This window comes from Leclercia sp. LSNIH1, assembly GCF_002902985.1.
Classification (GTDB): domain Bacteria; phylum Pseudomonadota; class Gammaproteobacteria; order Enterobacterales; family Enterobacteriaceae; genus Enterobacter.
In genome coordinates, this window is sequence record NZ_CP026167.1 from 1,257,436 (window position 1) to 1,279,462 (window position 22,027).

Consider the following 22,027-nt stretch of genomic DNA (forward strand, 5'->3'; position numbering starts at 1 on the left):
GGTTCCGGCGCGGCAGCGGGCCGCGCCGGCGTGAGACGCTTAGCGTTTCGTCAGACGGGATACCAGCTCAAACTCCTTAAAGTTGACCGGACGCTGCTGCTGCATGGAGATATTGCCCGCAATGCCGGTGAGGATAGACATGGCCCCGGCACGGTGGTCGGCTGCGCGCTGCAGCGGATCGTGGCGTGGCGCGCCGAACAGGTCGGCCAGCATCGCGTTGTCGCCGCCGCCGTGCCCCCCTTCACCGAGGCTGAATTCCGCTTTCCAGGGTTCGGCAAACATCGGGAAGACGGTGAGGTCGCACTGCTCCAGGCTGCCCTCATTTTCCCGCTCTCCCCCGGCATTGACGTAGGACTTCTCGACAATCTTCATCTCCAGACGCCCTTCGGTGCCGTTAAAGACCACATTCAGCCCTTCCCACGGCAGGTAGGCATTGAGGGAGTAGGTGAGCTGGACCTGGTTCTGGTATTTCACCAGCACCGACATCGTATCTTCGATGGTGATCCCGTCGCTGAAGACGCTCTGGTCGCGGAAGTAGCGATCTTCGTGTTCGGCGTCCAGATAGAGCGCCTTAAGTTGCGCATTCTCTTCCATATGCAGCGCAAACGGGTCGTCTTTCGCGTCGGCAAAGCCGTGGGCGCGCGGGTAGAACCGGGTCACGCCGCGTTTCTCCGCATTCTCCCTGCCGTAGAACTGCAGGCTGCCTTCGGCGTAAACCCGTTCCGGGTAGCTGCCCAGCCAGAAATTCATCAGATCGAAGTGGTGGGTGGATTTATGCACCAGCAGGCCGCCGCTATTGCGCTTTTCCCGATGCCAGCGGCGGAAGTAGTCCGCGCCGTGTTCGGTGTTAAGCAGCCACTCGAAATGGACCGAGGTGACCTTGCCGATCGTCCCCTGCATCAGCAGTTCGCGCACTTTACTGTGGTGCGGCGCGTAGCGGTAGTTGAAGGCCACGCGCACGCTACGGCCCGTCTCTTCAATGGCATCGAGTATGCGCAGGGCGCGCTGTTCGTCGATGGTCATCGGCTTTTCGGTGATCACATCGCAGCCGGCGTGCAGGGCGCGAACGATGTAGTCGTCATGGGTGCGGTCCATGGTGGTGACAATGACGACATCGGGCTGCGTCTCGCGGATCATCTCTTCAAACTGCGCCGCCTGCCAGGTGGAAACCGGATCCGCCCCTTCGTTTTTTAATAACTGATTGGCGTACTGCATGCGCGTCTTGTTAGTATCACAGAACGCGACCAGTCTGGCATTTTCCCGCCAGGCGCCACCGATGGCGGAAATATATAAACCCGCGCGACCGCCAGTCCCGACCAGAGCATATTTTTTCATGGCATCCTCGATTAAATAACAGAATTAATATCAGCAGGTGACGCAATGAAACGTATTCCCCATCAACTGATGGAGCTGAACAGCACGTTTATCTGGCACTGGCCCTGGTTTATTCAGGGGGTAAAAAGCGCGAAACAGCACGGTTTCACTGGCATCATCCTGCACCAACAGGAACTGCTTTCAATACTTGCGACGCCCTCGCCGTTAAGCCAGAAACTCAACGTCGAGAACCTTATTCATCAGCAAAATTACGCCCTGCACTATTTAAAACGCGTCGACCGTTACCTGGCGGAAAATAATTTATCGTTCTGGCTTCAGGGTGAGGCCGCGCCCAATGACGACATTATTAAGCGTAAATTTCCGGAACTGACGTTCGACGAAAAGCACGCGCCCGATTTCTGGCACCCTTTTTATGCCGCGATACTGCATCCGCTTTTACAGGCGCTGCCCCATCTCGGCGGGCTTATTCTCAGCCTGACGACGCCAGACTTTCAGACCAGCCGCTGGCAGCAAAGCCTGCATGATGTCTGGAGCCTGCTGCGCGCCCAGGGAAAAAAGCTCATCCTGCGCGACTTCATTGACAACAGCTGGCCGCGACAGCAGCTCTCCGGCATTCTGGCGACGCTCCCGGACGACGTGCGCGCCTCGGTAAAAGCCACCGAGCTGGATTACCACCCCGGTTTTGCCAACCATCCCAACATCGCCACCCTGCCGGGGCATAAAAAGTGGATCGAGTACGATCTCTTCGGTATCGGCTACGGCTGGAGCGCACTGCCGTGCTATCTGGCCGATGAGATTGGTGGCCGCTTAAGCTGGGCGCTCAGCGCCACAGAAAACGAAATCGAAGCGATTACCTCCCGCGTGAGCTGGCAGTGGTTACCCGACAGCCGGGTGATGGACTCCGTCAACGCCATCAACCTGTTTGGCCTCTCTGCCGCCAACCATGCCGCCGATGCCGCGCTGCCCGCTACCTTCGAGCGCTGGGCGGAACACCACCAGTTCGGCTTTCGCGCTTTGGCGGACAAACATCAGCTTTCGGCCATCCTCCACGCCAGCTACGACTGGCTGTGCAAAACGCCAAACTTCCTCGGACGGCGGTTGCACTACCAGAGCCAGATCCCGGAGAGCATTGCCCAGGCGCAGCAATTGCTCCATACGGACACCCGCAGCGCTAACTGGCTGCACGCCTGGCAGCCGCTGATGCCCGCCGACGATCCCACCCTTGGCAAAGAGCAGCGTGAGCGGGTAGCGCTGGAAAAAGAGGCCGCCTGCTTCCTGGCATCACGTACGCTGCACAACCTGCGTGAGCTGATGCCGCGTATGACCTGCCCGGACGACACCCTGGCGATCCTGCTGGCCGCCTGGCGCAGCGCGGAGATCTACAGCCAGATGTTCTCTCACGTCGCCGCCGCCGTGACCGACGTCGTGTGGCTGGATCACTACGGTCCGCAAAGTCTGCCTGCCGACATCCTGAAGCAGCATCAGCAGCGGCTGCTGCACTTCAGCGACACCCTGGATCGCTGGCTGACAGATCCGCCCGCCAGCAGCCCGCTCTTCCTGCCGCTGTTGCTGAGCCCGGCGCGGCTGGAGCGCTTTGCCAGAAGCCTCGGCGAGTCGCTGTAACTAAAGAATAAAAACTGCGGTCGGGGTTGTCTGTATACCGCGGGTAGGGAAAGCGGGGGATCGGCGTGGAATAGGGAAAAGTGTGATGGACGTTGCGGATTGCAGATAAAGCCTGTGATCCGCATCGGCTTTTTCTGTTCTGGCGACGTGATAAACGTCACCAGAAGGGGAAAAAAATGTGATCCCCGACCAGTGGCCGGGGAGGGGGTTTTAGTGCGCGCGGCCCTGTTCGACACCCAGGCCGGTTTGGGAGCGGATAAACTGGGCGCGGAACTTCTCGCGCTCCAGGTTGCCTTCCGGCGAGTTATCGGTTGCCGAGAAGACCCAGATGCCGATAAAGGCCACGGCGATGGAGAAGAGCGCCGGGTACTCATACGGGAAGATGGCGCTTTCGTGGCCGAGGATCTGCACCCAGATGGTCGGACCGAGGATCATCAGGATCACCGCCGTCAGCAGGCCGAGCCAGCCGCCAATCATCGCTCCGCGGGTGGTCAGCTTCGACCAGTACATAGAGAGCAGAATGATCGGGAAGTTGCAGCTTGCCGCAATGGAGAAGGCCAGCCCCACCATAAAGGCGATGTTCTGATTTTCGAACAGGATCCCCAACAGAATGGCGACGACCCCCAGGACCAGAACGGTGATTTTGGAGACCTTCAGTTCGTCGCGTTCAGAGGCGCCTTTACGCCAGACGTTGGCATAGAGGTCGTGGGAGACCGCAGAAGCACCCGCCAGGGTCAGGCCAGCCACCACCGCTAGAATTGTGGCGAAGGCCACGGCGGAGATAAAGCCGAGGAACAGGTTGCCGCCCACCGCGTCAGCCAGATGGACTGCCGCCATGTTGTTGCCGCCAATCAGCGCGCCCGCCGCATCCTTGAAGGCCGGGTTTGCACCCACCAGCATGATGGCGCCGAAGCCGATGATAAAGGTCAGGATGTAGAAGTAACCCATAAATCCGGTGGCGTAGAAGACGCTTTTCCGCGCTTCGCGCGCATCTGACACCGTGAAGAAACGCATCAGAATGTGCGGCAGGCCCGCGGTACCAAACATCAGGCCCAGCCCTAACGACAGCGCCGAGATCGGATCTTTCACCAGCCCGCCGGGGCTCATGATCGCTTCCCCTTTCGGGTGTACCGCCATCGCTTCGGTAAAGAGGTTATTAAAGCTGAAGCCGACATGCTTCATCACCATAAAGGCCATAAAGCTGGCGCCGAACAGCAGCAGTACCGCTTTGATGATCTGCACCCAGGTGGTGGCGAGCATGCCGCCAAACAGGACATACATCACCATCAGCACCCCCACCAGCACCACCGCGACATGGTAGTTCAGGCCGAACAGCAGCTGGATCAGCTTGCCGGCCCCCACCATCTGGGCAATCAGGTAGAGGGCTACCACCACCAGCGAGCCGCAGGCGGAAAGGGTACGAATCGGCCCCTGTTTCAGGCGATAGGATGCCACGTCGGCAAAGGTATAACGCCCCAGGTTACGCAGGCGTTCGGCGATCAGGAACAGGATGATCGGCCAGCCGACGAGGAAGCCCAGAGAGTAGATCAGCCCGTCGTAGCCGGAGGTATAGACCAGCGCGGAGATGCCGAGGAAAGAGGCCGCCGACATAAAGTCACCGGCGATGGCCAGCCCGTTCTGGAAACCGGTAATGTTGCCGCCCGCGGTGTAGTAATCGTTACGGGAACGCACGCGTTTCGACGCCCAGTAGGTGATGTACAGCGTCAGCACCACGAAGATCAGGAACATCACAATCGCCTGCCAGTTGGTCGGCTGGCGTTCAACCGCGCCGCCAATGGCATCGGCGGCATTTGCCGCGAGGGGGAGGGCGGCGGCAAGCGCCGTCAGGACTCTCTTCATGATGCTTTCACCTCGCGCAGTACCGCTTTGTTCAGACGGTCGAACTCACCGTTAGCGCGCCAGACGTAGACGCCGGTCAGCACAAACGAAACGACGATCACACCGATGCCGATAGGGATGCCGCGCGTGACGTTGGTGCCCGCATGCAGCGGCGTGCCCAGCCAGTGCGGCGCAAAAGCGATCAGCAGGATAAAGCCCACGTAGATGATCAGCATGATAATAGAGAGAATGAAGGCAAACCGTTGCCGTTTATCCACCAGCTCCCTGTAGTGCGCACTGTTCTCTATCTGCTGACAAATATTGTCATTCATCACAGAATCTCCAGAGGTATCCCCCTTCGGTTTTCACGCAGCCTGAGCAGTCACGTGCCTGCAACGCGAAATCCTATGGGGTGGTTTTTATATTCCCCTCTCCCTTGAAGGGAGAGGGCTAAGGTGAGGGTGTTACGATGGCATTGCGATGGCCTGCTTCTCTTCGAGCAGTTTGTCCACCACGCCAGGATCGGCGAGCGTAGAGGTGTCGCCTAAATTGCTGGTATCCCCCGCCGCAATCTTGCGCAGAATACGGCGCATGATTTTGCCGGAGCGGGTTTTCGGCAGCGAGTCGGTCCAGTGCAGCACGTCCGGGGTGGCAAGCGGGCCAATCTCTTTCCGCACCCAGTTACGCACTTCGGTATAGAGCTCGGGTGACGGCTCTTCGCCATGGTTTAAGGTGACGTAGGCATAGATCGCCTGGCCTTTGATGTTGTGTGGAATACCGACCACCGCCGCTTCGGCGATTTTCGGATGCGACACGAGGGCTGATTCGATCTCGGCGGTCCCCAGACGGTGGCCGGAGACGTTCAGCACGTCGTCCACGCGGCCGGTGATCCAGTAGTAGCCATCTTCATCACGACGCGCGCCGTCGCCGCTGAAGTACATATTTTTGAAGGTGGAGAAGTAGGTCTGCTCAAAGCGATCGTGATCGCCAAACAGGGTGCGCGCCTGACCCGGCCAGGAGTCGGTGATGACCAGGTTGCCTTCGGTGGCCCCTTCCAGCGGCGTGCCTTCGTTATCCACCAGCGCAGGCTGAACGCCAAAGAACGGACGGGTCGCGGAACCGGCTTTCAGCTGAGTGGCGCCCGGCAGCGGGGTGATCATGAACCCGCCGGTTTCGGTCTGCCACCAGGTATCGACCACCGGACATTTCTCGTTGCCGATCTTCTTCCAGTACCACTCCCAGGCTTCCGGGTTGATCGGCTCACCCACGGAACCGAGGATACGCAGGGAGGAGCGGTCGGTGCCTTCAATCGCCTTATCGCCTTCCGCCATCAGGGCGCGGATTGCGGTCGGGGCGGTGTAGAGAATATTGACCTGGTGTTTGTCCACCACCTGGCTCATGCGCGCCGGCGTCGGCCAGTTTGGCACCCCTTCAAACATCAGGGTGGTGGCGCCGCAGGCCAGCGGGCCGTACAGCAGGTAGCTGTGGCCGGTGACCCAGCCCACATCGGCGGTGCACCAGTAGATATCACCCTGATGATAATCAAAGACATACTTAAAGGTGGTGGCCGCATAGACCAGATAGCCGCCGGTGGTGTGCAGGACGCCCTTCGGCTTGCCGGTGGAGCCGGAGGTATAGAGGATAAACAGCGGATCTTCCGCATTCATCGCTTCCGGCTGGTGCTGGTCGCTGGCCTGCTCAATCAGGTCGCTCCACCAGAGGTCGCGCCCCTCATGCCATTCAATGGCGTTGCCGGTGCGCTTGAGCACAATCACACTGTTGACGCTGTTTACATTGGGGTTTTTCAGCGCGTCATCGACGTTCTTTTTCAGCGGAACGGCACGGCCAGCACGCACGCCTTCGTCGGCGGTGATCACCAGTTTGGAGCTGGAGTCGATAATGCGCCCGGCCACCGCTTCCGGCGAGAAGCCGCCAAAGATCACGGAGTGCACGGCGCCGATGCGGGCGCAGGCCAGCATCGCCACGGCCGCTTCCGGTACCATCGGCATATAGATGGCAACCACGTCGCCTTTCTTGATGCCCTGCGCCAGCAGCACGTTAGCAAAGCGGCAGACATCGCGGTGCAGTTCACGGTAGGTAATATTTTTGCTCTGGGTGGCGTCGTCGCCCTCCCAGATGATCGCCGTCTGGTCACCGCGCTCGGCGAGGTGACGATCCAGACAGTTGGCGGCCAGGTTCAGCGTACCGTCTTCATACCATTTAATAGAGACGTTACCTGGGGCAAAAGAGGTGTTCTTGACCGTCTGATAGGGCGTGATCCAGTCAAGGATTTTACCCTGCTCGCCCCAGAAGGCGTCAGGGTTGGTGATGGAGTGTTGATACTTCTCCTGGTACTGCTCAGGGTTAATCAGGCAGCGGTCCGCAATATTTGCGGGAATGTCGTGTTTATGGACTTGGCTCATGGTTTTTGTTCTCCTTGTAGGATGTTAATAATATGTCGCAAAAACGTTAATTGTAGGGGCTTTGGCAGCTTTGTTTACTATTTGGGCGACAGATCACGCAAATGTTAAAGAGAACAAAAAACGCGCAAATGACACTTTGAAGGAAAATAATTTCTCTTGAGGATTATTTGCTTTTATGGATAAAAAAGCGTTTTCATTACAAAAGGTTATTTATCATCATCGATACAAATTAGCGTAACCACCTCTTTTGTCAGTCAAATGCCTCGTTCTTAAAGGCTTGCGCAGCATGCCGTGCAAATGGTACTGATACCGCGCGTTAAAAAACCCCATAAATGAACGCAACACAATTCATACCCTTTCAGTATGTGTCGTCCCCTTCGTTTTACGAGTACGAACACTTCGTTGAGGAAGTCTCTTGTTATGAAAAATTTGAAAGTCAGCCTGGCCTGGCAAATTTTGCTGGCCCTTGTGCTGGGTATCTTGCTGGGTAGTTATCTGCATTATCACAGCGACAGCCGCGAATGGCTGATCGCCAATTTACTGTCGCCGGCCGGCGATATCTTTATTCATCTGATCAAGATGATTGTGGTGCCGATTGTTATCTCGACGCTGGTGGTGGGGATTGCCGGGGTGGGTGACGCGAAGCAACTGGGCCGCATCGGCGCGAAAACTATCCTTTATTTCGAAGTGATCACTACGGTGGCCATTGTTCTCGGCATCACGCTGGCGAATCTGTTCCAGCCGGGGGCGGGCATTGATATGTCGCAGCTGGCGACGGTGGATATTTCGAAATACCAGAGCACAACCGCCGATGTGCAGAGCCACTCTCATGGCCTGATGGGGACGATCCTGTCGCTGGTGCCAACGAATATCGTGGCGTCGATGGCGAAGGGCGAAATGCTGCCGATTATCTTCTTCTCGGTGCTGTTTGGTCTGGGGCTGGCGTCGCTGCCCTCCGCCCACCGCGAGCCGCTGGTGACCGTGTTCCGCTCCATCTCTGAAACCATGTTTAAAGTGACCCACATGGTGATGCGCTATGCGCCGGTAGGGGTGTTTGCGCTGATCTCGGTGACGGTGGCGAACTTCGGTTTTGCCTCCCTGTGGCCGCTGGCGAAGCTGGTGCTGCTGGTGCATTTCGCCATCATCTTCTTCGCACTGGTGGTGCTGGGCTTAGTGGCGCGCATGTGCGGGCTGAGCATCTGGATCCTGATCCGCATCCTGAAGGACGAGCTAATTCTGGCGTACTCCACCGCCAGCTCTGAAAGCGTGCTGCCGCGCATCATCCAGAAGATGGAGGCTTACGGCGCGCCGGCGTCGATCACCAGCTTCGTGGTGCCGACCGGCTACTCCTTTAACCTTGATGGCTCCACGCTGTACCAGAGTATCGCCGCGATCTTTATTGCCCAGCTGTACGGCATTGACCTCTCCCTGTGGCAGGAGATCGTTCTGGTGCTGACGCTGATGGTGACCTCGAAAGGCATTGCCGGCGTGCCGGGCGTGTCGTTTGTGGTGCTGCTTGCGACCCTGGGCAGTGTGGGTATTCCGCTGGAAGGACTGGCGTTTATCGCCGGTGTTGACCGTATCCTCGACATGGCGCGTACCGCGCTGAACGTGGTGGGTAACGCGCTGGCGGTGCTGGTGATTGCCAAGTGGGAACATAAGTTCGACCGTAAAAAAGCGCTGGCCTATGAGCGCGAGGTGCTGGGGCGGTTTGATAAGACGGCTGACCAGTAAAGTGAAAAGCCGGGTGACGCTTCGCTTACCCGGCCTACATGACCTTAGGCCCGGCAAACATAGTGCCGCCGGGCATTTACTCCCCGCTTAACGCATCAAACTCCTCACATCCGGTATCAAACCCTTCGCTACAGCTCAGATTCAACCAGTAGAGCGCCTTCTGTTTATTGGGGGTGATAAATCCCTCCTCGCCCTGCTTAAAGATCTGGCCCGCCCAGTACTCCGCATAGCCTGTGCGTGACAGCGTGGAGCTTTGCTTAAACCACCGCGCGGCCTGCACATCATCCTGCGCCACTTCCACGCCGTTGGCGTAGATCAGCCCCAGCAACTGCTGGGCATCAACGGCGGCGTCGTCTTCGGTATTCTCAGCGACCTTGTGCAGTAAGCTCAGCGCCTGCGGATAGTCGGTCTTCCCGGCCCGGGTGTTTACCAGCAAACGCGCCAGCATCACCGCGCCCGGCGAGCTGCCCGCCACCGTGGCCTGCTGCGCCAGCCCTTTGGCCTGAGCGAAATCGCCGTGCTTTAACTTGATTTGGGACAGCAGGGCCATGGCATCGATATCGCCGTTTTTCGCTGCTTTTTCGGCCCAGGTTTCGGCCTGCTTATCATCACCCGAGCTGTAATATGTTTCGGCAAGGTAATACTGGGCACGGCTGTCGCCCGCCTCAGCCTGCTTCAGGTACTGGCCGCCAATCTCCTCGGCGCTCGCCAGAGAAGTAAAAAGGATCAACAACAGATAAAGAGGTTTCATGCGTTATTTTCGTAGGAGTAGATACCGGGCAGTATAAGCGGGCGATGTGAAGAAAAAAATGGGTGCGTTAAGACCTCCACTACCTACAAGCCGGGCGGGTCTCCCCGCCCGCTGAAGTTAGCCTGCTGCGCAGGCTAATTTAGCCGCCACTTCGTGTTGTTCACTCTTTATTGTGAGTTCGCATAACTTACCGCGATTAATAAAGGCGAATATCACGATAGTCAGACAAATAATAACTATTATGCCTGCGACATATTTTAATGGCGTCATGCCCTTTACTCCTTGCTAACAAAAGAAGAAGGGGCTATCCTCAACTTGTTGGGTAGTTGAGGGATAGCCCCGGTTAATGGAAACATTTCCGGGGTTTTTCACTTTCTGTCCCTCAATACGGCTTAAGACAGAAAGCCTTAAGCACCCGCCGATAATCTTATCCCTCTGAAGTAAAAAGAAAAGATGTAATTTTTTTTGTGCGAAATTACATTTCTCTGGAATACTGCTCGCAAAATAATATTCGGTTTTTAAATTTATATTTCATAAATAAAAGAGGGGTGAATAATTCATCCCTCTTTATTCGCTGTTCCGTTAATTACAGGTTATCCCATTGCGGTTTCCCGTAAACGCTTTTTCAACGCATTATATTCATCGATAACATAGCGCTCGGCGGCAGCCTGATCCGCTATCGGTTCAAGGCGCACGGCACAATATTTATATTCCGGCGTTTTGGTTATCGGGCTCAGGTTTTCCGTTACCAGCTCGTTGCAGGCGCCAATCCACCACTGGTAGGTCATGTATACCGCACCTTTGTTTGGCCGATCGCTCACCTGGGCCCGGGTGATGACCCGGCCTTTACGTGAGGTGATCCACACCAGGGCGTCATCCTCAATGCCCAGCTGTTTGGCATCCCCGGTGTTGATTTGTACATAGCCGGGCTCATCCGCCAGCGCCGACAGCGCCGCACAGTTGCCGGTCATGGAGCGGCAGGAGTAGTGACCCACTTCGCGCACGGTGGAGAGCACCATCGGATACTCTGGCGACAGCGTATCCATCGGCGCCATCCAGTCGCAGGTGAAGAACTGCGCCAGCCCGTTCGGGGTATCGAATTTCTCGGCGAACAGGTACGAGGTGCCCCGATCTTCCGGCGACTCGTCCCGGCAGGGCCACTGGATATAGCCCAGCTCGCCCATCTTCTCGTAGGTTGCCCCCTTAAAGGCCGGGCAGAGCTGGCGCAGCTCGTCCCAGATTTGCTGGGTGTTGTCGTAGTGCATCGGATAACCCATCCGGGTGGCAATCTCGCTGATAATCTGCCAGTCGGTTTTCAGCTCCCACTTTGGCTCCACGGCTTTGAAGAAGCGCTGGAAGCCGCGATCGGCTGCGGTGTAGACCCCTTCATGCTCGCCCCAGGAGGTGGAGGGCAGGATCACGTCCGCCGCCGCCGCGGTTTTGGTCATAAAGATATCCTGGACAATCACCAGCTCCAGATCGTCAAAAGCTTTGCGCACCGCCGAGAGCTCAGCATCGGTTTGCAGCGGGTCTTCGCCCATGATGTACGCCGCCCGCACCTCGCCGTGGGCCGCGCGGTGCGGCAGCTCGCTGATACGGTAGCCGGGGTTCGCCGGCAGGCTCTCCACGCCCCAGGCTTTGGCAAATTTCTCGCGGTTTTCCGGAAACTTAACGTACTGGTAGCCCGGATAGGTATCCGGCAGTGCCCCCATGTCGCATGCCCCCTGCACGTTATTCTGGCCACGCACCGGGTTGACCCCCGCATGGGCTTTGCCGAGATTGCCGGTCAGCATGGCAAGGCTGGTGAGCGCGCGCACGGTTTCCACCCCCTGCCAGAACTGGGTCACCCCCATGCCCCACAGCAGGGTAGCGGTGTTGGCCCTGGCATACAGACGTGCCGCCTGACGGATCTCTCCCGCACTTACGCCGGTAATGCTCTCCACCGACTCCGGCGTATAGCGTTCAACGATCTCACGGTACTCATCAAAGCCCTCCGTGCGGCGGGCAACGAAGGCCCGATCGTAGAGCTGCTCGGCAATAATCACGTGGCCGATGGCGTTGAGCAGGGCGATGTTCGAGCCGTTTCGCAATGCGATATGCATATCGGCAATGCGGGCGGTTTCGATGCGCCGCGGATCGCAGACGATGATTTTTGCCCCGTTCTGTTTCGCGCGCAGAATATGGTTGGCGACAATCGGGTGCGAATCCGCCGGGTTATAGCCAAAAATAAAGACTAACGCAGTGTTATCAATCTCGTTGATGGCATTGCTCATGGCGCCATTGCCGACCGACTGGTGCAGACCTGCAACCGAGGGGCCGTGTCAGACGCGGGCGCAGCAGTCGACGTTATTGGTGCCGATAACGGCGCGCGCAAACTTCTGCATCAGATAGTTGGTTTCATTCCCGGTGCCGCGTGACGAGCCGGTGGTCTGGATCGCATCCGGGCCGTGCTTTTTCTTGATGGCGGTGAGGCGACTGGCCACATAATCCAGCGCCTCTTCCCACGAAACGGGCGTCAGCTTGCCGCCGCGCGTTCTGCGGATCATCGGGCTTTTCAGCCGCGGGGTGAGGATTTGGGTATCGTTAATAAAATCCCAGCCGAAGTAGCCCTTCAGGCACAGCGTGCCCTGGTTGGTTTTGCCGTTGGCCGCCTCCGCCCGGACGATTACGCCGTTATCGACCACCAGGTTGATCTTGCAACCTGATGCGCAATAGGGGCAAACCGTGATGACGTTTTTCATCGATCTCGCTCCAGTTTCATATGATGCTGATATGTCGGTTGAGTATGCCGCCTCTAAGCCGCATTCTTGTTGTGGTTTTCCCCTGACTTTACGGGTGAATCCTGGGCAATACCCTGACGAAAAACAGGCCTGCGGCAAAAATTGCGGCGGCGGAAGTGACGGGGGATGTGACGGCGGTTGAAGATTCGTGATGGAAAAGGCGTTTGGGCTGGAGCCTTGCACAGAATGGGCCAGACTGATCTTTATCTTCTCTATGGGGTCCCGTAATGAAACCAGCAATTCTGGTGGTCGATGACGACACCGCGGTCTGCGAACTGTTGCAGGACGTTCTCAACGAGCACGTCTTTACCGTCCATGTCTGCCACAACGGGCAGGATGCGCTGCGTCTGGCCAGCCAGATGCCGGATATTGCACTGGTTTTGCTCGATATGATGCTGCCGGATATCAACGGCCTGCAGGTGTTACAGCAGCTGCAAAAACAGCGTCCTGAGCTGCCGGTCATTATGCTCACGGGTCTTGGTAGCGAGTCGGATGTGGTGGTGGGGCTGGAGATGGGGGCGGACGATTATATCGGCAAACCCTTTAACCCCCGGGTGGTGGTGGCGCGCGTTAAAGCTGTGCTCCGCCGCACCGGCGCGCTGGCGGCAGAGCCTGCGGCGGTCCCGCGGGCGGGCGGGATCGGCTTCAACGGCTGGACGCTGGACACCGCACGCTGTGAGCTCATTGACGCAGCGCGCAACGTGGTCTCCCTGACCCAGGGCGAATACGGTCTGCTGCTGGCGCTCACCCAGAATGCCCGGCGGGTGCTGAGCCGGGAACAGCTGCTGGAGCTGACTCACAGCGAAAGTGCCGAGGTGTTCGATCGCACCATCGACGTGCTGATCATGCGCCTGCGCCGCAAAATCGAAATCAATCCCCATCAGCCGCTGCTGATTAAAACCATCCGCGGGCTGGGCTATGTCTTTGCCGCCGACGTGCAGCATGGCGACAGGGCGGCCTAGACCAGGGGGTTCTCCTCAATAAACAGCTGTAGCTCCTGCAACGTTTTTGCCCCGTCGATGGCGTTGGCGGCCAGCAGGCTGGCCCGGGCGCAGGCGTGCGCCATCTGAATACTCTCCGTCAGCGACAGCGATTCGTGGCAGCCATACAAAAATCCGGCGCAGAAGGCATCCCCTGCGCCGACGCTGCCAACAATCTCCTCCCGGCTCAGCCGCCACGAGGGGATCCAGCCTCCCGCCTGACCCGGCTCCTGTCCCCAGGCCCCCTCCGGGCAGTGGATCACCACCCGTGACTTCACCCCCGCCGCCAGCAGATCTGCCGCCGCCGCGGCAATATTAGCGATCACCGGCGCGTCCTGGTCATCGCGCATCGGCAGGCCGCTGAACTCGCCCGCCTCCAGCTCGTTGATCACCAGATAGTCGAGATGGCGCAGGGCAGGGAGCACCAGCGGCTGATAGCGCGGATCGCCCTTACGCGACACCAGATCGAGGGACGTTTTAAACCCCAGATCGCGCATCTGCGCCAGCAGCCGCGCGCTGCGGGTGCCATATTCTTCGTCCGGCATATCCAGGCTGTCGAGCAGCAGCAGATAGCCCAGATGGAAGATCTTCATGCTGTAATCGAGCCGGTCAAAGGCGGGCAGATCCAGCAGGCGGTTCGCCCCCGGTGAGTGGAAAAAGGTGCGCTGGCCGCTGGGGTCGGTCATTACCTGCGACATGGAGGTGGGGGCAAAGGTGGTGCGCTGTACCCGCTGGCGGTTGACGTGATACTGGTCGAGCATGGCGAGAATGTAATCCCCGTCGTTATCCTCCCCCACCAGCCCGACCGCCTGTAGCGGGATCCCGGTATGCATTTTTGCCACGGTTAACAGCACGTTGAGCGGTGCGCCGCCGGTGGCGCGCTCGCTGTGGGTGATCTCCGCCAGCCAGCCGCGCTCCGGCCACTGCACAATCTGGTGGACATGATCCACCAGCATATTACCCGCCGCGATAATGCCCCGGCGTTCCATTATGCTTGCCCCGCGCTGCCGAAGATGCGCATCTGCGCGGCGACGGTGTCGGTAATCGCCTCTTCGATGCCCAGCAGCAGCTCAGCAAACTCGTCATACAGCGGCTGCCGGTTGGCCATGCGCTGCTCCACGGCCCCCAGCGCCGCCTGGGACATGCCGGTATAGAAGTTAATTTTGTGGATCCCAAGCTCAATGGCGCGGCGAAAATCGGCGTCACTGATCCCGGAGCCGCCGTGCAGCACCAGCGGCAGGCCGGTTTGCTGGCGGATGGCGTCAAGACGGGCAAAATCGAGCTTCGGCTCCCCCTTGTACTTGCCGTGGGCATTGCCGATGGCCACCGCCAGGGCATCAATGCCGGTCTGGTCGACAAATTCCCGCGCCAGGGCTGGATCGGTGAAAAAGGCTTCGTCGGCGTGACCGTACAGGGCGCCGCCCTCATCGCCCCCCACCGCGCCCAGCTCCGCCTCCACCGACACGCCCACCGCGTGGCACATCTTCACCACTTCCCGCGTCTGGCGGATGTTCTCCTCGTAGCTCAGCGTGGAACCATCGAACATCACCGAGCTGAACCCCAGACGCAGCGCCCGCACCACCGCCTCGAAATGCAGACCGTGATCGAGGTTCAGCACCACCGGGATGTCATGCCGGGCGGCTTCAAACTTCACCGCCTCCACCAGGGAATCGAGCGACACGTACTTAAAGTGCACTTCGGCAATGTTGATGATAAAGGGCGAGTTCTCCTGGCGGGCCGCGGCAAAGAGCGCCCGCAGGAAGTGAGAGTCGAGGACGTTAAACGCCCCCAGCGCGTAACGCTGTTCCCGGGCGTGCGCCAGCCCGTCGGCGAGAGAGATAAGCGGCATGTTCACTCCTTACAGACGAAACAGGCTGTACTCGTTACACAGCACCAGCACGGCCGGTTCGTCTTCATCAATGTTGTTATAGCGGGCGGTGGGGTGCAGGAAGTGGTTGTCGGTGTCGTCATCATTCACCGAGGAGACCTCGCCCACCAGCACATCCCCAAAACCCGCCTCACTCCAGAAGCTGTGGTACAAACCGGGCGGCAGACAGATGCTCTCTCCCGGCGCGAGACGGATATGGCTGCCTGCCGCGTGGGTCTGCTGGCACCCGTCGATGGAGACCGTAATATCGCCATCCTCTTTCTGCTCATTTTCATCGGCGTTCCACAGCTCCAGAATCAGATTGCCGCCGCCGCGGTTAATGATGTCCTCGCGTTTGCGCCAGTGGAAATGCAGCGGCGTGACCTGCCCGTCGCGCACGTGCATGATCTTTTCCGCATAGCATCTGGCCCACGGCTTGCCGCCGGGCGAGCCGTTGCGCAGGGTAAAAAGGGTCAGCCCCTGGGCGGCGAAGTTATCGCCGCCGAAGGCGGTCACGTCCCAGCCGAGGCGAAGATCGAACACCTCGCGCCAGGCCTGTGCGTCGAGCTGCTGCCAGCGGGCAGGGGGAAAGCTGGCAAAGGGGGGCAAATGCACATCGTGCATGGAGAAAAACTGCCGCGTGTGGCCGAGGATTTCGTTAATTTCGGAGCGTTTCATGGTAACTCCTTACGTGATATGCAGAGCCCCTGATAAAGAGGCTCTGCACCGATCTCACTTAACCGTCCAGCCCTTATAGGTGCCGACGTTGTTCTTATCGATCATCGTCACCGGGATCAGCACCGGCTCTTTCGGCGCCGGTTTACCCTGCAGAATGCCATAGCCAATCTCCACCGCTTTCGCCGCCATCACCTGCGGGTCCTGCGCCGGGGTGGCGATAAAGAGGGAGTTTTCGCGCTTCAGCGCCTCTTCCGCATCCGGGGAACCATCCACGCCAACGATAAAGAACTCGTTACGTTGCGCCTGTTTCGCCGCCAGATCGGCCCCGATCGCCGTCGGATCGTTGATGGCGAACACGCCGTCGATCTTCGGATTGGCGGCCAGCAGCGAGGTCATCACCTCCAGTCCGCCTTCACGGCTGCCCTTGGCGTTCTGGTTATCCGAGAGCACCTTGATATCCGGATGTTTTTTAAATTCGGTCTGGCACCCTTCCACGCGGTTCTGTACCGCAGAGACCGGCGGCCCGTTGATGATGACCACGTTGCCTTTGCCTTTCAGACGGTCGGTAATCAACTTACAGGCCATCTCGCCCGCCTGGGTGTTGTTGGAGGTGATGGTCGCATCGGCACCCTCTGCCGCCACGTCAACCGCCACCACCACGATCCCGGCATCTTTCGCGCGCTTCACCGCCGGGCCGATCCCCTTCGAGTCTGCGGCGTTAAGAATGATCATATCGACCTTAGCGGCGATGAAGTTATCAATCTGCGACACCTGCTGGCCGAGATCGTAACCGCTGGAGACCAGCGTCACTTTCACGTTATCTCCCGCCAGTTTGCGTGCTTCCAGCTCCGCCCCTTTGGTGATCTGCACAAAGAACGGGTTGGCCAGATCACCCACCGTCACGCCGATGGACTTCAGCTCTTTGGCCTGGACAAATGGGGTTGCTGCAAGCAGTGCGCCAGCACAGAGCGCGGTAACAAGAGGTTTTAAACGCATATTTTTCGTCCTCGTTATGTAGGGTATTGTTGTTATGCACTTTGATGGTGTCGGGTACGGTATTTGTCGATCAGTACCGCAATGATGATCACCGCCCCTTTGATCACCAGTTGCCAGAAGTAGGAAACGCCCATCAGCGTCATGCCGTTGTTAAGGGTGGCAATAATCAGCGCCCCCACCAGCGTGCCGGTGATGGTGCCGATGCCGCCGACAAAGCTGGTGCCGCCGAGGATCACCGCCGCAATCGCATCCAGCTCATAGCCGGTGCCGAGGTTGCCGTTGGCGCTGTAGAGTCGCGAGGCGCTCATCACTCCGCCCAGACCCGAGAGCAGGCCGCTCATGCCGTAGACAAACAGCAGTACCATCCAGACCTTGATGCCCGTTAAGCGCGCCGCCTGCATGTTGCCGCCCACCGCATAAATGTGTACCCCGAGGGTGGTGCGGCGCAGGATGAACCAGCAGATGACGATGACCGCGAGGGCGATCACCACCAGCCATGGCACCGGCCCGAGGTAGTTATTGCCGATCCACTCAAAGCTGATGCTGGAGTTAATCACCGTGGTGCCGTCCGCCAGCAGATAGGCCGCCCCGCGCAGCGCCGTGTAGGTGCCGAGCGTGACGATAAAGGGGGGCAATCCGGCAAAGGCCACCAGCGCCCCGTTGATGGTGCCCAGCACCAGCCCGAGCATCAGGGCCGCCGGGACCGAGAGCATGGAGAGCTCCGGCATCAGCGAGACCACCATCGCCGCCACTGCGGTGGTGCCCAGAATCGAGCCTACCGAGAGGTCGATGCCGCCGGTCAGAATGATGAAGGTCATCCCCGCCGCCAGCACGATATTGATGGAGGCCTGACGGGTGATGTTCAGCAGGTTGCTTTCGGTAAAGAAGTTCGGGGCGATAAAGCCAAAGACGGCGACAATCAGGATCAATATCGGCAGGATCCCGATGGTTTGCATCAGATCGCCCATCAGCATTTTTTTGGCGGAGGCCGCTTTGGCCACCTGTTGCGGACTATTTTGTTGGCTCATGATTTTACCGCCTGGTGATGAGAGTCGTTAACGCCGGTTGCCAGCGTCATAATGTTTTCTTGTGTGATATCGGCCCGATGCAGCTCGCCGGCGATGCTCCCTTCGCGCATCACATAGACGCGATCGCTCATGCCTACCACTTCCGGCAGTTCGCTGGAGATCATCAGGATCGCCACCCCTTTGCGCGCCATCTGGTTCATGATCCGGTAGATCTCGCTTTTGGCCCCGACATCCACGCCGCGGGTCGGCTCGTCGAGGATCAGAATGCGCGGGCCAATCGCCACCCAGCGGGAGATGAGTAGCTTCTGCTGATTGCCACCGGAGAGGCCGCCCGCCCGCACCTGGGAATGCGGCACGCGAATGTTAAGCAGGGCGATGGCATCATCGGAGATCGACTGCGCTTTTTTGCGGTTAAGCATGCCGAAGGTGGCGTCGCGCTCCAGCGTCGCCATGGTGATGTTCTCCTGCGCCGCCAGCTCAAGGAACAGCCCCTGCTCCTTGCGGTTCTCGGTTAAAAAACCGATGCCGTGCTCAATGGCGGCACGCGGGGAGTGGATCACCACCGGATCGCCATCCACCTCAATCATGCCGCCGGTGGCCTTGCGCACGCCAAAAATCAGCTGGGCCAGCTCTGAGCGTCCGGCCCCCACCAGCCCGGCGAGCCCGACGATTTCACCGGAGCGCACCAGCAGACTGCACGGCTGCACCTTGCCGCCGTCGGTCAGATGGTGGACATTCAGGCGCGGGCTGCCGAGAGGGATATCGCGCTCTTTATTGAACAGATCGCTCAACGGACGCCCGACCATCATCCGCACCAGTTCAGCGGCGTTGAGCTTGTCGCGGGTCAGGCTGCCGACGTACTGGCCGTCACGCAGTACGCTGACGCGATCCGACAGCTCATATACCTCCGCCATGCGGTGGCTGATGTAGATGATCGCCATCCCTTCATCGCGCAGGCGCAAAATCAGTTCAAACAGACGATGGGTCTCGCGAGAGGAGAGGGCGGCGGTGGGTTCATCCATCACCAGAATGCGACTGTTGCGGTGCAGCGCGCGGGCAATCTCCACCTGCTGCTGCTCGGCGATGGTCAGCTTCATCACCAGATCGGTGGCCTTAAACTGGGCGCCAAGCCGGTCAATTACCGCCTGGGCCTGGGCCGCCATCTCTTTACGCTGCACCAGCCCGCCGCGCGACAGCTCGCTGCCGAGGAAGATGTTTTCGGCCACGGTAAGGTTTGGTGCCAGCTGCATCTCCTGATAAATCAGGGTGATGCCTGCCGCCAGGGCATCTTTTGGGCCTTTGATGTGAAACGGCTTGCCGTCGATCAGGATCTCGCCGCTGGTGGCGATGTAAGCCCCGGCGAGAATTTTCATCAGCGTACTTTTTCCGGCGCCGTTTTCACCCATTAGCGCGTGGATCTCACCGGGGAAGACCGTCAGATCCACACCCTTCAGCGCGTGAAAGCTGCCAAAGGTTTTGGCAATGCTGCGCATCTCTAAAACCGGGGTCCTGCTCATGGCGGATCTCCTGTGACGTTCGATATCCGCACTTCATCACAGCCCGGTAAATGCAAAATGTCAGAAGTCGTTCATATTTGTCATAGTTATGAATAGTTAATGTGGATCACAGTTACGCCACGGAGCCAACATGCCTTCACGCCGTCCTCCCTTTTTCGCCAGCGCCCGTGGCCGCCTGCTGATCTTCAATCTGCTGGTGGTGGCGGTGACGTTAATGGTCAGCGGCGTGGCGGTGCTGGGCTTTCGCCACGCCAGCCATATCCAGGAGCAGGTGCAGCGCCAGACGCTGGACGACATGACCGGCAGCATGAATTTGTCGCGGGAAACCGCCAACGTGGCGACGGCGGCGGTACGTTTGTCGCAGGTGGTGGGGGCGCTGGAATATAAAGACGAAGCCAACCGGCTGAAACAGACCCAGACGGCGCTGGGCCATTCACTGGCGCAGCTTGCCGATGCGCCGCTGGCGCAGCAGGAGCCGGCGCTGGTGGCGCGGATCATCCGGCGCAGCAACGAGCTGCAACAAAGCGTGACCGGGATGCTGGAACGCGGACAACGACGCCACCTGGAGCGTAATGCCCTGCTCAGCGCGCTCTACCAGAGCCAGAGCTATCTCCGCCATCTCCAGGAGATCAACCGCCGCTACGCCAGTAACGTGCCCGATGCCCGCCTGCTCAGCGAGATGGACCGGCTGATCGTCGCCGCCATCGAAACTCCTTCGCCGCGGGCGACCATCCAGCAGCTTGATACGGTGACGGCGATGCTGCCCCCTGGGGCCACTCAGCCGGTGGTGGGCTTTGTGCTGCCCGATTTTAACGCCGAGCTGAACAAGCTCGGCCCGCTCTCCCGGCAGCTGGAAGAGAGCGATCTATCGATCAGCTGGTATATGTTTCACATCAAAGCGCTGGTGGCGATCCTCAACAGCGATATCAATCAGTATGTGGAGCAGGTGGCGCAGGCATCCCAGCTGCGTACCGCCCAGAGCCATCAGGAGCTGCGCTCCATCAGCGTCTTTATCACCCTTTCCGCCGTGCTGGCGCTGATCATTACCGCCTTTGCCTGCTGGTACATCTACCGCAACCTGGGCACCAACCTGACCGCCATCTCCCGGGCGATGTCGCGGCTGGCCCACGGGGAACAGGATGTCTCGGTGCCTGCGCTGCAACGGCGGGATGAGCTGGGCGAGCTGGCGCGGGCATTTAACGTCTTTGCCCGCAATACCGCTTCGCTGGAGCACACCACCCGGCTGCTGAAAGAGAAAACCTCCCAGATGGAGGTGGATCGCATTGAACGTCAGGGGCTGGAGGAGGCGCTGCTCCACAGCCAGAAGATGAAGGCGGTGGGTCAGCTGACGGGCGGGCTGGCGCATGATTTCAATAACCTGCTGGCGGTGATCATCGGCAGCCTGGAGCTGGCCGACCCCCATTCACCGGATGCGCCGCGCATCAGCCGCGCGCTGAAGGCCGCCGAGCGCGGGGCGCTGTTGACCCAGCGCCTGCTGGCCTTCTCCCGCAAACAGTCCCTGAACCCGCACGCGGTGGAGATGAAACCCCTGCTGGAAAACCTGGCCGAGCTGATGCGCCACTCCCTGCCCGCCACCCTTTCACTGGAGATCGAAGCGCAGACCCCGGCCTGGCCGGCGTGGATTGACATCAGCCAGCTGGAAAACGCCATTATCAACCTGGTGATGAACGCCCGGGATGCGATGGAGGGGCAAAGTGGAGTGATAAAAATCCGCACCTGGAACCAGCGCGTCACCCGCAGCGACGGACGCAGGCAGGATATGGTGGCGCTGGAGGTGATCGACCACGGCTGCGGGATGTCGCAGGCCATTAAATCCCGGGTCTTCGAACCCTTCTTCACCACCAAGCAGACCGGCAGCGGCAGCGGGCTGGGGCTGTCGATGGTGTATGGCTTTGTGCGCCAGTCCGGCGGGCGGGTGGAGATCGAAAGCGCGCCCGGGCAAGGCACCACCGTGCGGCTGCATCTGCCCCGCGCCACCCAGCAGGCACTTCCCCAGCCAGAGACGCTGGCGGCGGCCGCAGCGGTACAAAGCGACCGGCTGGTACTGGTGCTGGACGACCAGAGCGATGTCCGCCAGACCCTGTGCGAACAGCTGCACCAGCTGGGCTACCTGACGCTGGAGGCGGAAACCGGCGAGCAGGCGCTGCAGATGCTGAACGCATCGTCGGATATCGAGATGTTTATCAGCGACTTAATGCTTCCCGGTACCCTGAGCGGCGCGGAGGTGATCCAGCAGGTTCGCCAGCAGTTCCCGCATCTCCCCGTGCTATTGATGAGCGGCCAGGATCTGCGCCCGGCACATAACCCACAGCTGCCGGACGTGGAGCTGCTGCGCAAGCCTTTTACCCGTGCGCAGCTGGCGCAGGCGCTGCAAAAAATCGGTGCCATGTTTAAGAATTAATCAATCGTGTCCGCTGCATGGGTGATGTTAATCTGCGCAAAAATGAGCGGATTA

The 22,027-nt window shown here is 59.3% G+C and carries 17 protein-coding genes; 4 read left to right on the forward strand and 13 right to left on the reverse strand.

Annotated features, from left to right (window positions below; genetic code table 11):
• Positions 1-39 precede the first annotated feature (39 nt).
• Positions 40-1,335, reverse strand: a complete 1,296-nt coding sequence (locus C2U54_RS06360; protein ID WP_103177878.1) for a Gfo/Idh/MocA family protein — start codon at positions 1,333-1,335, stop codon at positions 40-42.
• A 45-nt stretch (positions 1,336-1,380) separates the two neighbouring features.
• Here C2U54_RS06360 and C2U54_RS06365 point away from each other — a divergent pair, with 45 nt between their 5' ends.
• The gene (locus C2U54_RS06365) at positions 1,381-2,958 is read left to right on the forward strand and encodes a hypothetical protein (RefSeq protein ID WP_103177879.1); all 1,578 of its coding nucleotides are present in this window, start codon (positions 1,381-1,383) and stop codon (positions 2,956-2,958) included.
• 210 nt (positions 2,959-3,168) lie between these two features.
• On the opposite strand, the gene actP is transcribed toward C2U54_RS06365, so the two are convergent.
• The 3 genes from actP to acs form a co-directional block, all read right to left on the reverse strand.
• Complete coding sequence (gene actP, locus C2U54_RS06370; RefSeq protein ID WP_103177880.1) at positions 3,169-4,818, reverse strand: cation/acetate symporter ActP; 1,650 nt, start codon at positions 4,816-4,818, stop codon at positions 3,169-3,171.
• Positions 4,815-5,129: a DUF485 domain-containing protein gene (locus C2U54_RS06375; protein ID WP_103177881.1), complete on the reverse strand. Its 315-nt coding sequence runs from the start codon at positions 5,127-5,129 to the stop codon at positions 4,815-4,817. Before C2U54_RS06375 ends, actP begins: the two co-directional genes overlap by 4 nt.
• Positions 5,130-5,261: 132 nt before the next feature.
• On the reverse strand, positions 5,262-7,220 hold the full coding sequence (gene acs / locus C2U54_RS06380) for an acetate--CoA ligase (RefSeq protein ID WP_103177882.1): 1,959 nt from the start codon (positions 7,218-7,220) through the stop codon (positions 5,262-5,264).
• A 420-nt stretch (positions 7,221-7,640) separates the two neighbouring features.
• On the opposite strand from acs, the gene gltP reads away from it, so the two are divergent.
• Positions 7,641-8,954: a glutamate/aspartate:proton symporter GltP gene (gene gltP / locus C2U54_RS06385; protein ID WP_103177883.1), complete on the forward strand. Its 1,314-nt coding sequence runs from the start codon at positions 7,641-7,643 to the stop codon at positions 8,952-8,954.
• A gap of 76 nt (positions 8,955-9,030) precedes the next feature.
• Here gltP and C2U54_RS06390 read toward each other — a convergent pair whose 3' ends face one another.
• The 3 genes from C2U54_RS06390 to fdhF form a co-directional block, all read right to left on the reverse strand.
• Positions 9,031-9,705, reverse strand: coding sequence for a tetratricopeptide repeat protein (locus C2U54_RS06390; RefSeq protein WP_103177884.1), 675 nt, complete (start codon positions 9,703-9,705; stop codon positions 9,031-9,033).
• Positions 9,706-9,822: 117 nt separating this feature from the next.
• A complete protein-coding gene (locus C2U54_RS06395) occupies positions 9,823-9,975 on the reverse strand; it encodes a Hok/Gef family protein (RefSeq protein WP_103177885.1) in 153 nt (50 codons plus the stop codon).
• Between the two features lie 323 nt (positions 9,976-10,298).
• Positions 10,299-12,446, reverse strand: a complete 2,148-nt coding sequence (fdhF, locus tag C2U54_RS06400) for a formate dehydrogenase subunit alpha (RefSeq protein WP_103177886.1) — start codon at positions 12,444-12,446, stop codon at positions 10,299-10,301.
• Positions 12,447-12,712: 266 nt separating this feature from the next.
• Between fdhF and C2U54_RS06405 the strand changes: the two genes are divergently transcribed.
• The gene (locus C2U54_RS06405; protein WP_103177887.1) at positions 12,713-13,447 is read left to right on the forward strand and encodes a response regulator; all 735 of its coding nucleotides are present in this window, start codon (positions 12,713-12,715) and stop codon (positions 13,445-13,447) included.
• Here C2U54_RS06405 and C2U54_RS06410 read toward each other — a convergent pair.
• Genes C2U54_RS06410 through C2U54_RS06435 form a run of 6 tightly spaced genes read right to left on the reverse strand, consistent with a single transcriptional unit; the run spans position 13,444 to position 19,551 of the window.
• Positions 13,444-14,457, reverse strand: coding sequence for a carbohydrate kinase family protein (locus C2U54_RS06410; protein WP_103177888.1), 1,014 nt, complete (start codon positions 14,455-14,457; stop codon positions 13,444-13,446). The two genes, C2U54_RS06405 and C2U54_RS06410, sit on opposite strands and share 4 nt — an antisense overlap.
• Entirely contained in the window at positions 14,454-15,314 is an 861-nt protein-coding gene (locus tag C2U54_RS06415) for a ketose 1,6-bisphosphate aldolase (RefSeq protein ID WP_103177889.1), read from the reverse strand. Before C2U54_RS06415 ends, C2U54_RS06410 begins: the two co-directional genes overlap by 4 nt.
• Positions 15,315-15,323: 9 nt before the next feature.
• Complete coding sequence (locus tag C2U54_RS06420; RefSeq protein ID WP_103177890.1) at positions 15,324-16,010, reverse strand: D-lyxose/D-mannose isomerase; 687 nt, start codon at positions 16,008-16,010, stop codon at positions 15,324-15,326.
• Positions 16,011-16,064: 54 nt separating this feature from the next.
• Positions 16,065-17,006, reverse strand: a complete 942-nt coding sequence (locus C2U54_RS06425; protein WP_103177891.1) for an ABC transporter substrate-binding protein — start codon at positions 17,004-17,006, stop codon at positions 16,065-16,067.
• Between the two features lie 32 nt (positions 17,007-17,038).
• A complete protein-coding gene (locus C2U54_RS06430; protein ID WP_103177892.1) occupies positions 17,039-18,034 on the reverse strand; it encodes an ABC transporter permease subunit in 996 nt (331 codons plus the stop codon).
• Positions 18,031-19,551, reverse strand: a complete 1,521-nt coding sequence (locus tag C2U54_RS06435) for a sugar ABC transporter ATP-binding protein (protein ID WP_103177893.1) — start codon at positions 19,549-19,551, stop codon at positions 18,031-18,033. The genes C2U54_RS06430 and C2U54_RS06435 overlap by 4 nt, the downstream gene beginning before the upstream one ends.
• Positions 19,552-19,681: 130 nt before the next feature.
• Between C2U54_RS06435 and C2U54_RS06440 the strand changes: the two genes are divergently transcribed.
• Positions 19,682-21,973 carry a hybrid sensor histidine kinase/response regulator gene (locus C2U54_RS06440; RefSeq protein WP_103177894.1) on the forward strand — a complete coding sequence of 764 codons (2,292 nt, stop codon included), beginning with the start codon at positions 19,682-19,684 and terminating at the stop codon, positions 21,971-21,973.
• The last annotated feature ends 54 nt before the right edge of the window (positions 21,974-22,027 follow it).

What these genes read in the sequence shown, in the direction of transcription:
- C2U54_RS06375 (WP_103177881.1), bottom strand. Translation starts at nt 5,129, where the DNA reads ATGAATGACAATATTTGTCAGCAGATAGAGAACAGTGCGCACTACAGG.
- C2U54_RS06395 (WP_103177885.1), bottom strand. Translation starts at nt 9,975, where the DNA reads ATGACGCCATTAAAATATGTCGCAGGCATAATAGTTATTATTTGTCTG.
- C2U54_RS06435 (WP_103177893.1), bottom strand. Translation starts at nt 19,551, where the DNA reads ATGAGCAGGACCCCGGTTTTAGAGATGCGCAGCATTGCCAAAACCTTT.
- C2U54_RS06430 (WP_103177892.1), bottom strand. Translation starts at nt 18,034, where the DNA reads ATGAGCCAACAAAATAGTCCGCAACAGGTGGCCAAAGCGGCCTCCGCC.
- C2U54_RS06425 (WP_103177891.1), bottom strand. Translation starts at nt 17,006, where the DNA reads ATGCGTTTAAAACCTCTTGTTACCGCGCTCTGTGCTGGCGCACTGCTT.
- C2U54_RS06420 (WP_103177890.1), bottom strand. Translation starts at nt 16,010, where the DNA reads ATGAAACGCTCCGAAATTAACGAAATCCTCGGCCACACGCGGCAGTTT.
- C2U54_RS06415 (WP_103177889.1), bottom strand. Translation starts at nt 15,314, where the DNA reads ATGCCGCTTATCTCTCTCGCCGACGGGCTGGCGCACGCCCGGGAACAG.
- C2U54_RS06365 (WP_103177879.1), top strand. Translation starts at nt 1,381, where the DNA reads ATGAAACGTATTCCCCATCAACTGATGGAGCTGAACAGCACGTTTATC.
- actP (WP_103177880.1), bottom strand. Translation starts at nt 4,818, where the DNA reads ATGAAGAGAGTCCTGACGGCGCTTGCCGCCGCCCTCCCCCTCGCGGCA.
- C2U54_RS06440 (WP_103177894.1), top strand. Translation starts at nt 19,682, where the DNA reads ATGCCTTCACGCCGTCCTCCCTTTTTCGCCAGCGCCCGTGGCCGCCTG.
- gltP (WP_103177883.1), top strand. Translation starts at nt 7,641, where the DNA reads ATGAAAAATTTGAAAGTCAGCCTGGCCTGGCAAATTTTGCTGGCCCTT.
- C2U54_RS06405 (WP_103177887.1), top strand. Translation starts at nt 12,713, where the DNA reads ATGAAACCAGCAATTCTGGTGGTCGATGACGACACCGCGGTCTGCGAA.
- C2U54_RS06390 (WP_103177884.1), bottom strand. Translation starts at nt 9,705, where the DNA reads ATGAAACCTCTTTATCTGTTGTTGATCCTTTTTACTTCTCTGGCGAGC.
- acs (WP_103177882.1), bottom strand. Translation starts at nt 7,220, where the DNA reads ATGAGCCAAGTCCATAAACACGACATTCCCGCAAATATTGCGGACCGC.
- C2U54_RS06360 (WP_103177878.1), bottom strand. Translation starts at nt 1,335, where the DNA reads ATGAAAAAATATGCTCTGGTCGGGACTGGCGGTCGCGCGGGTTTATAT.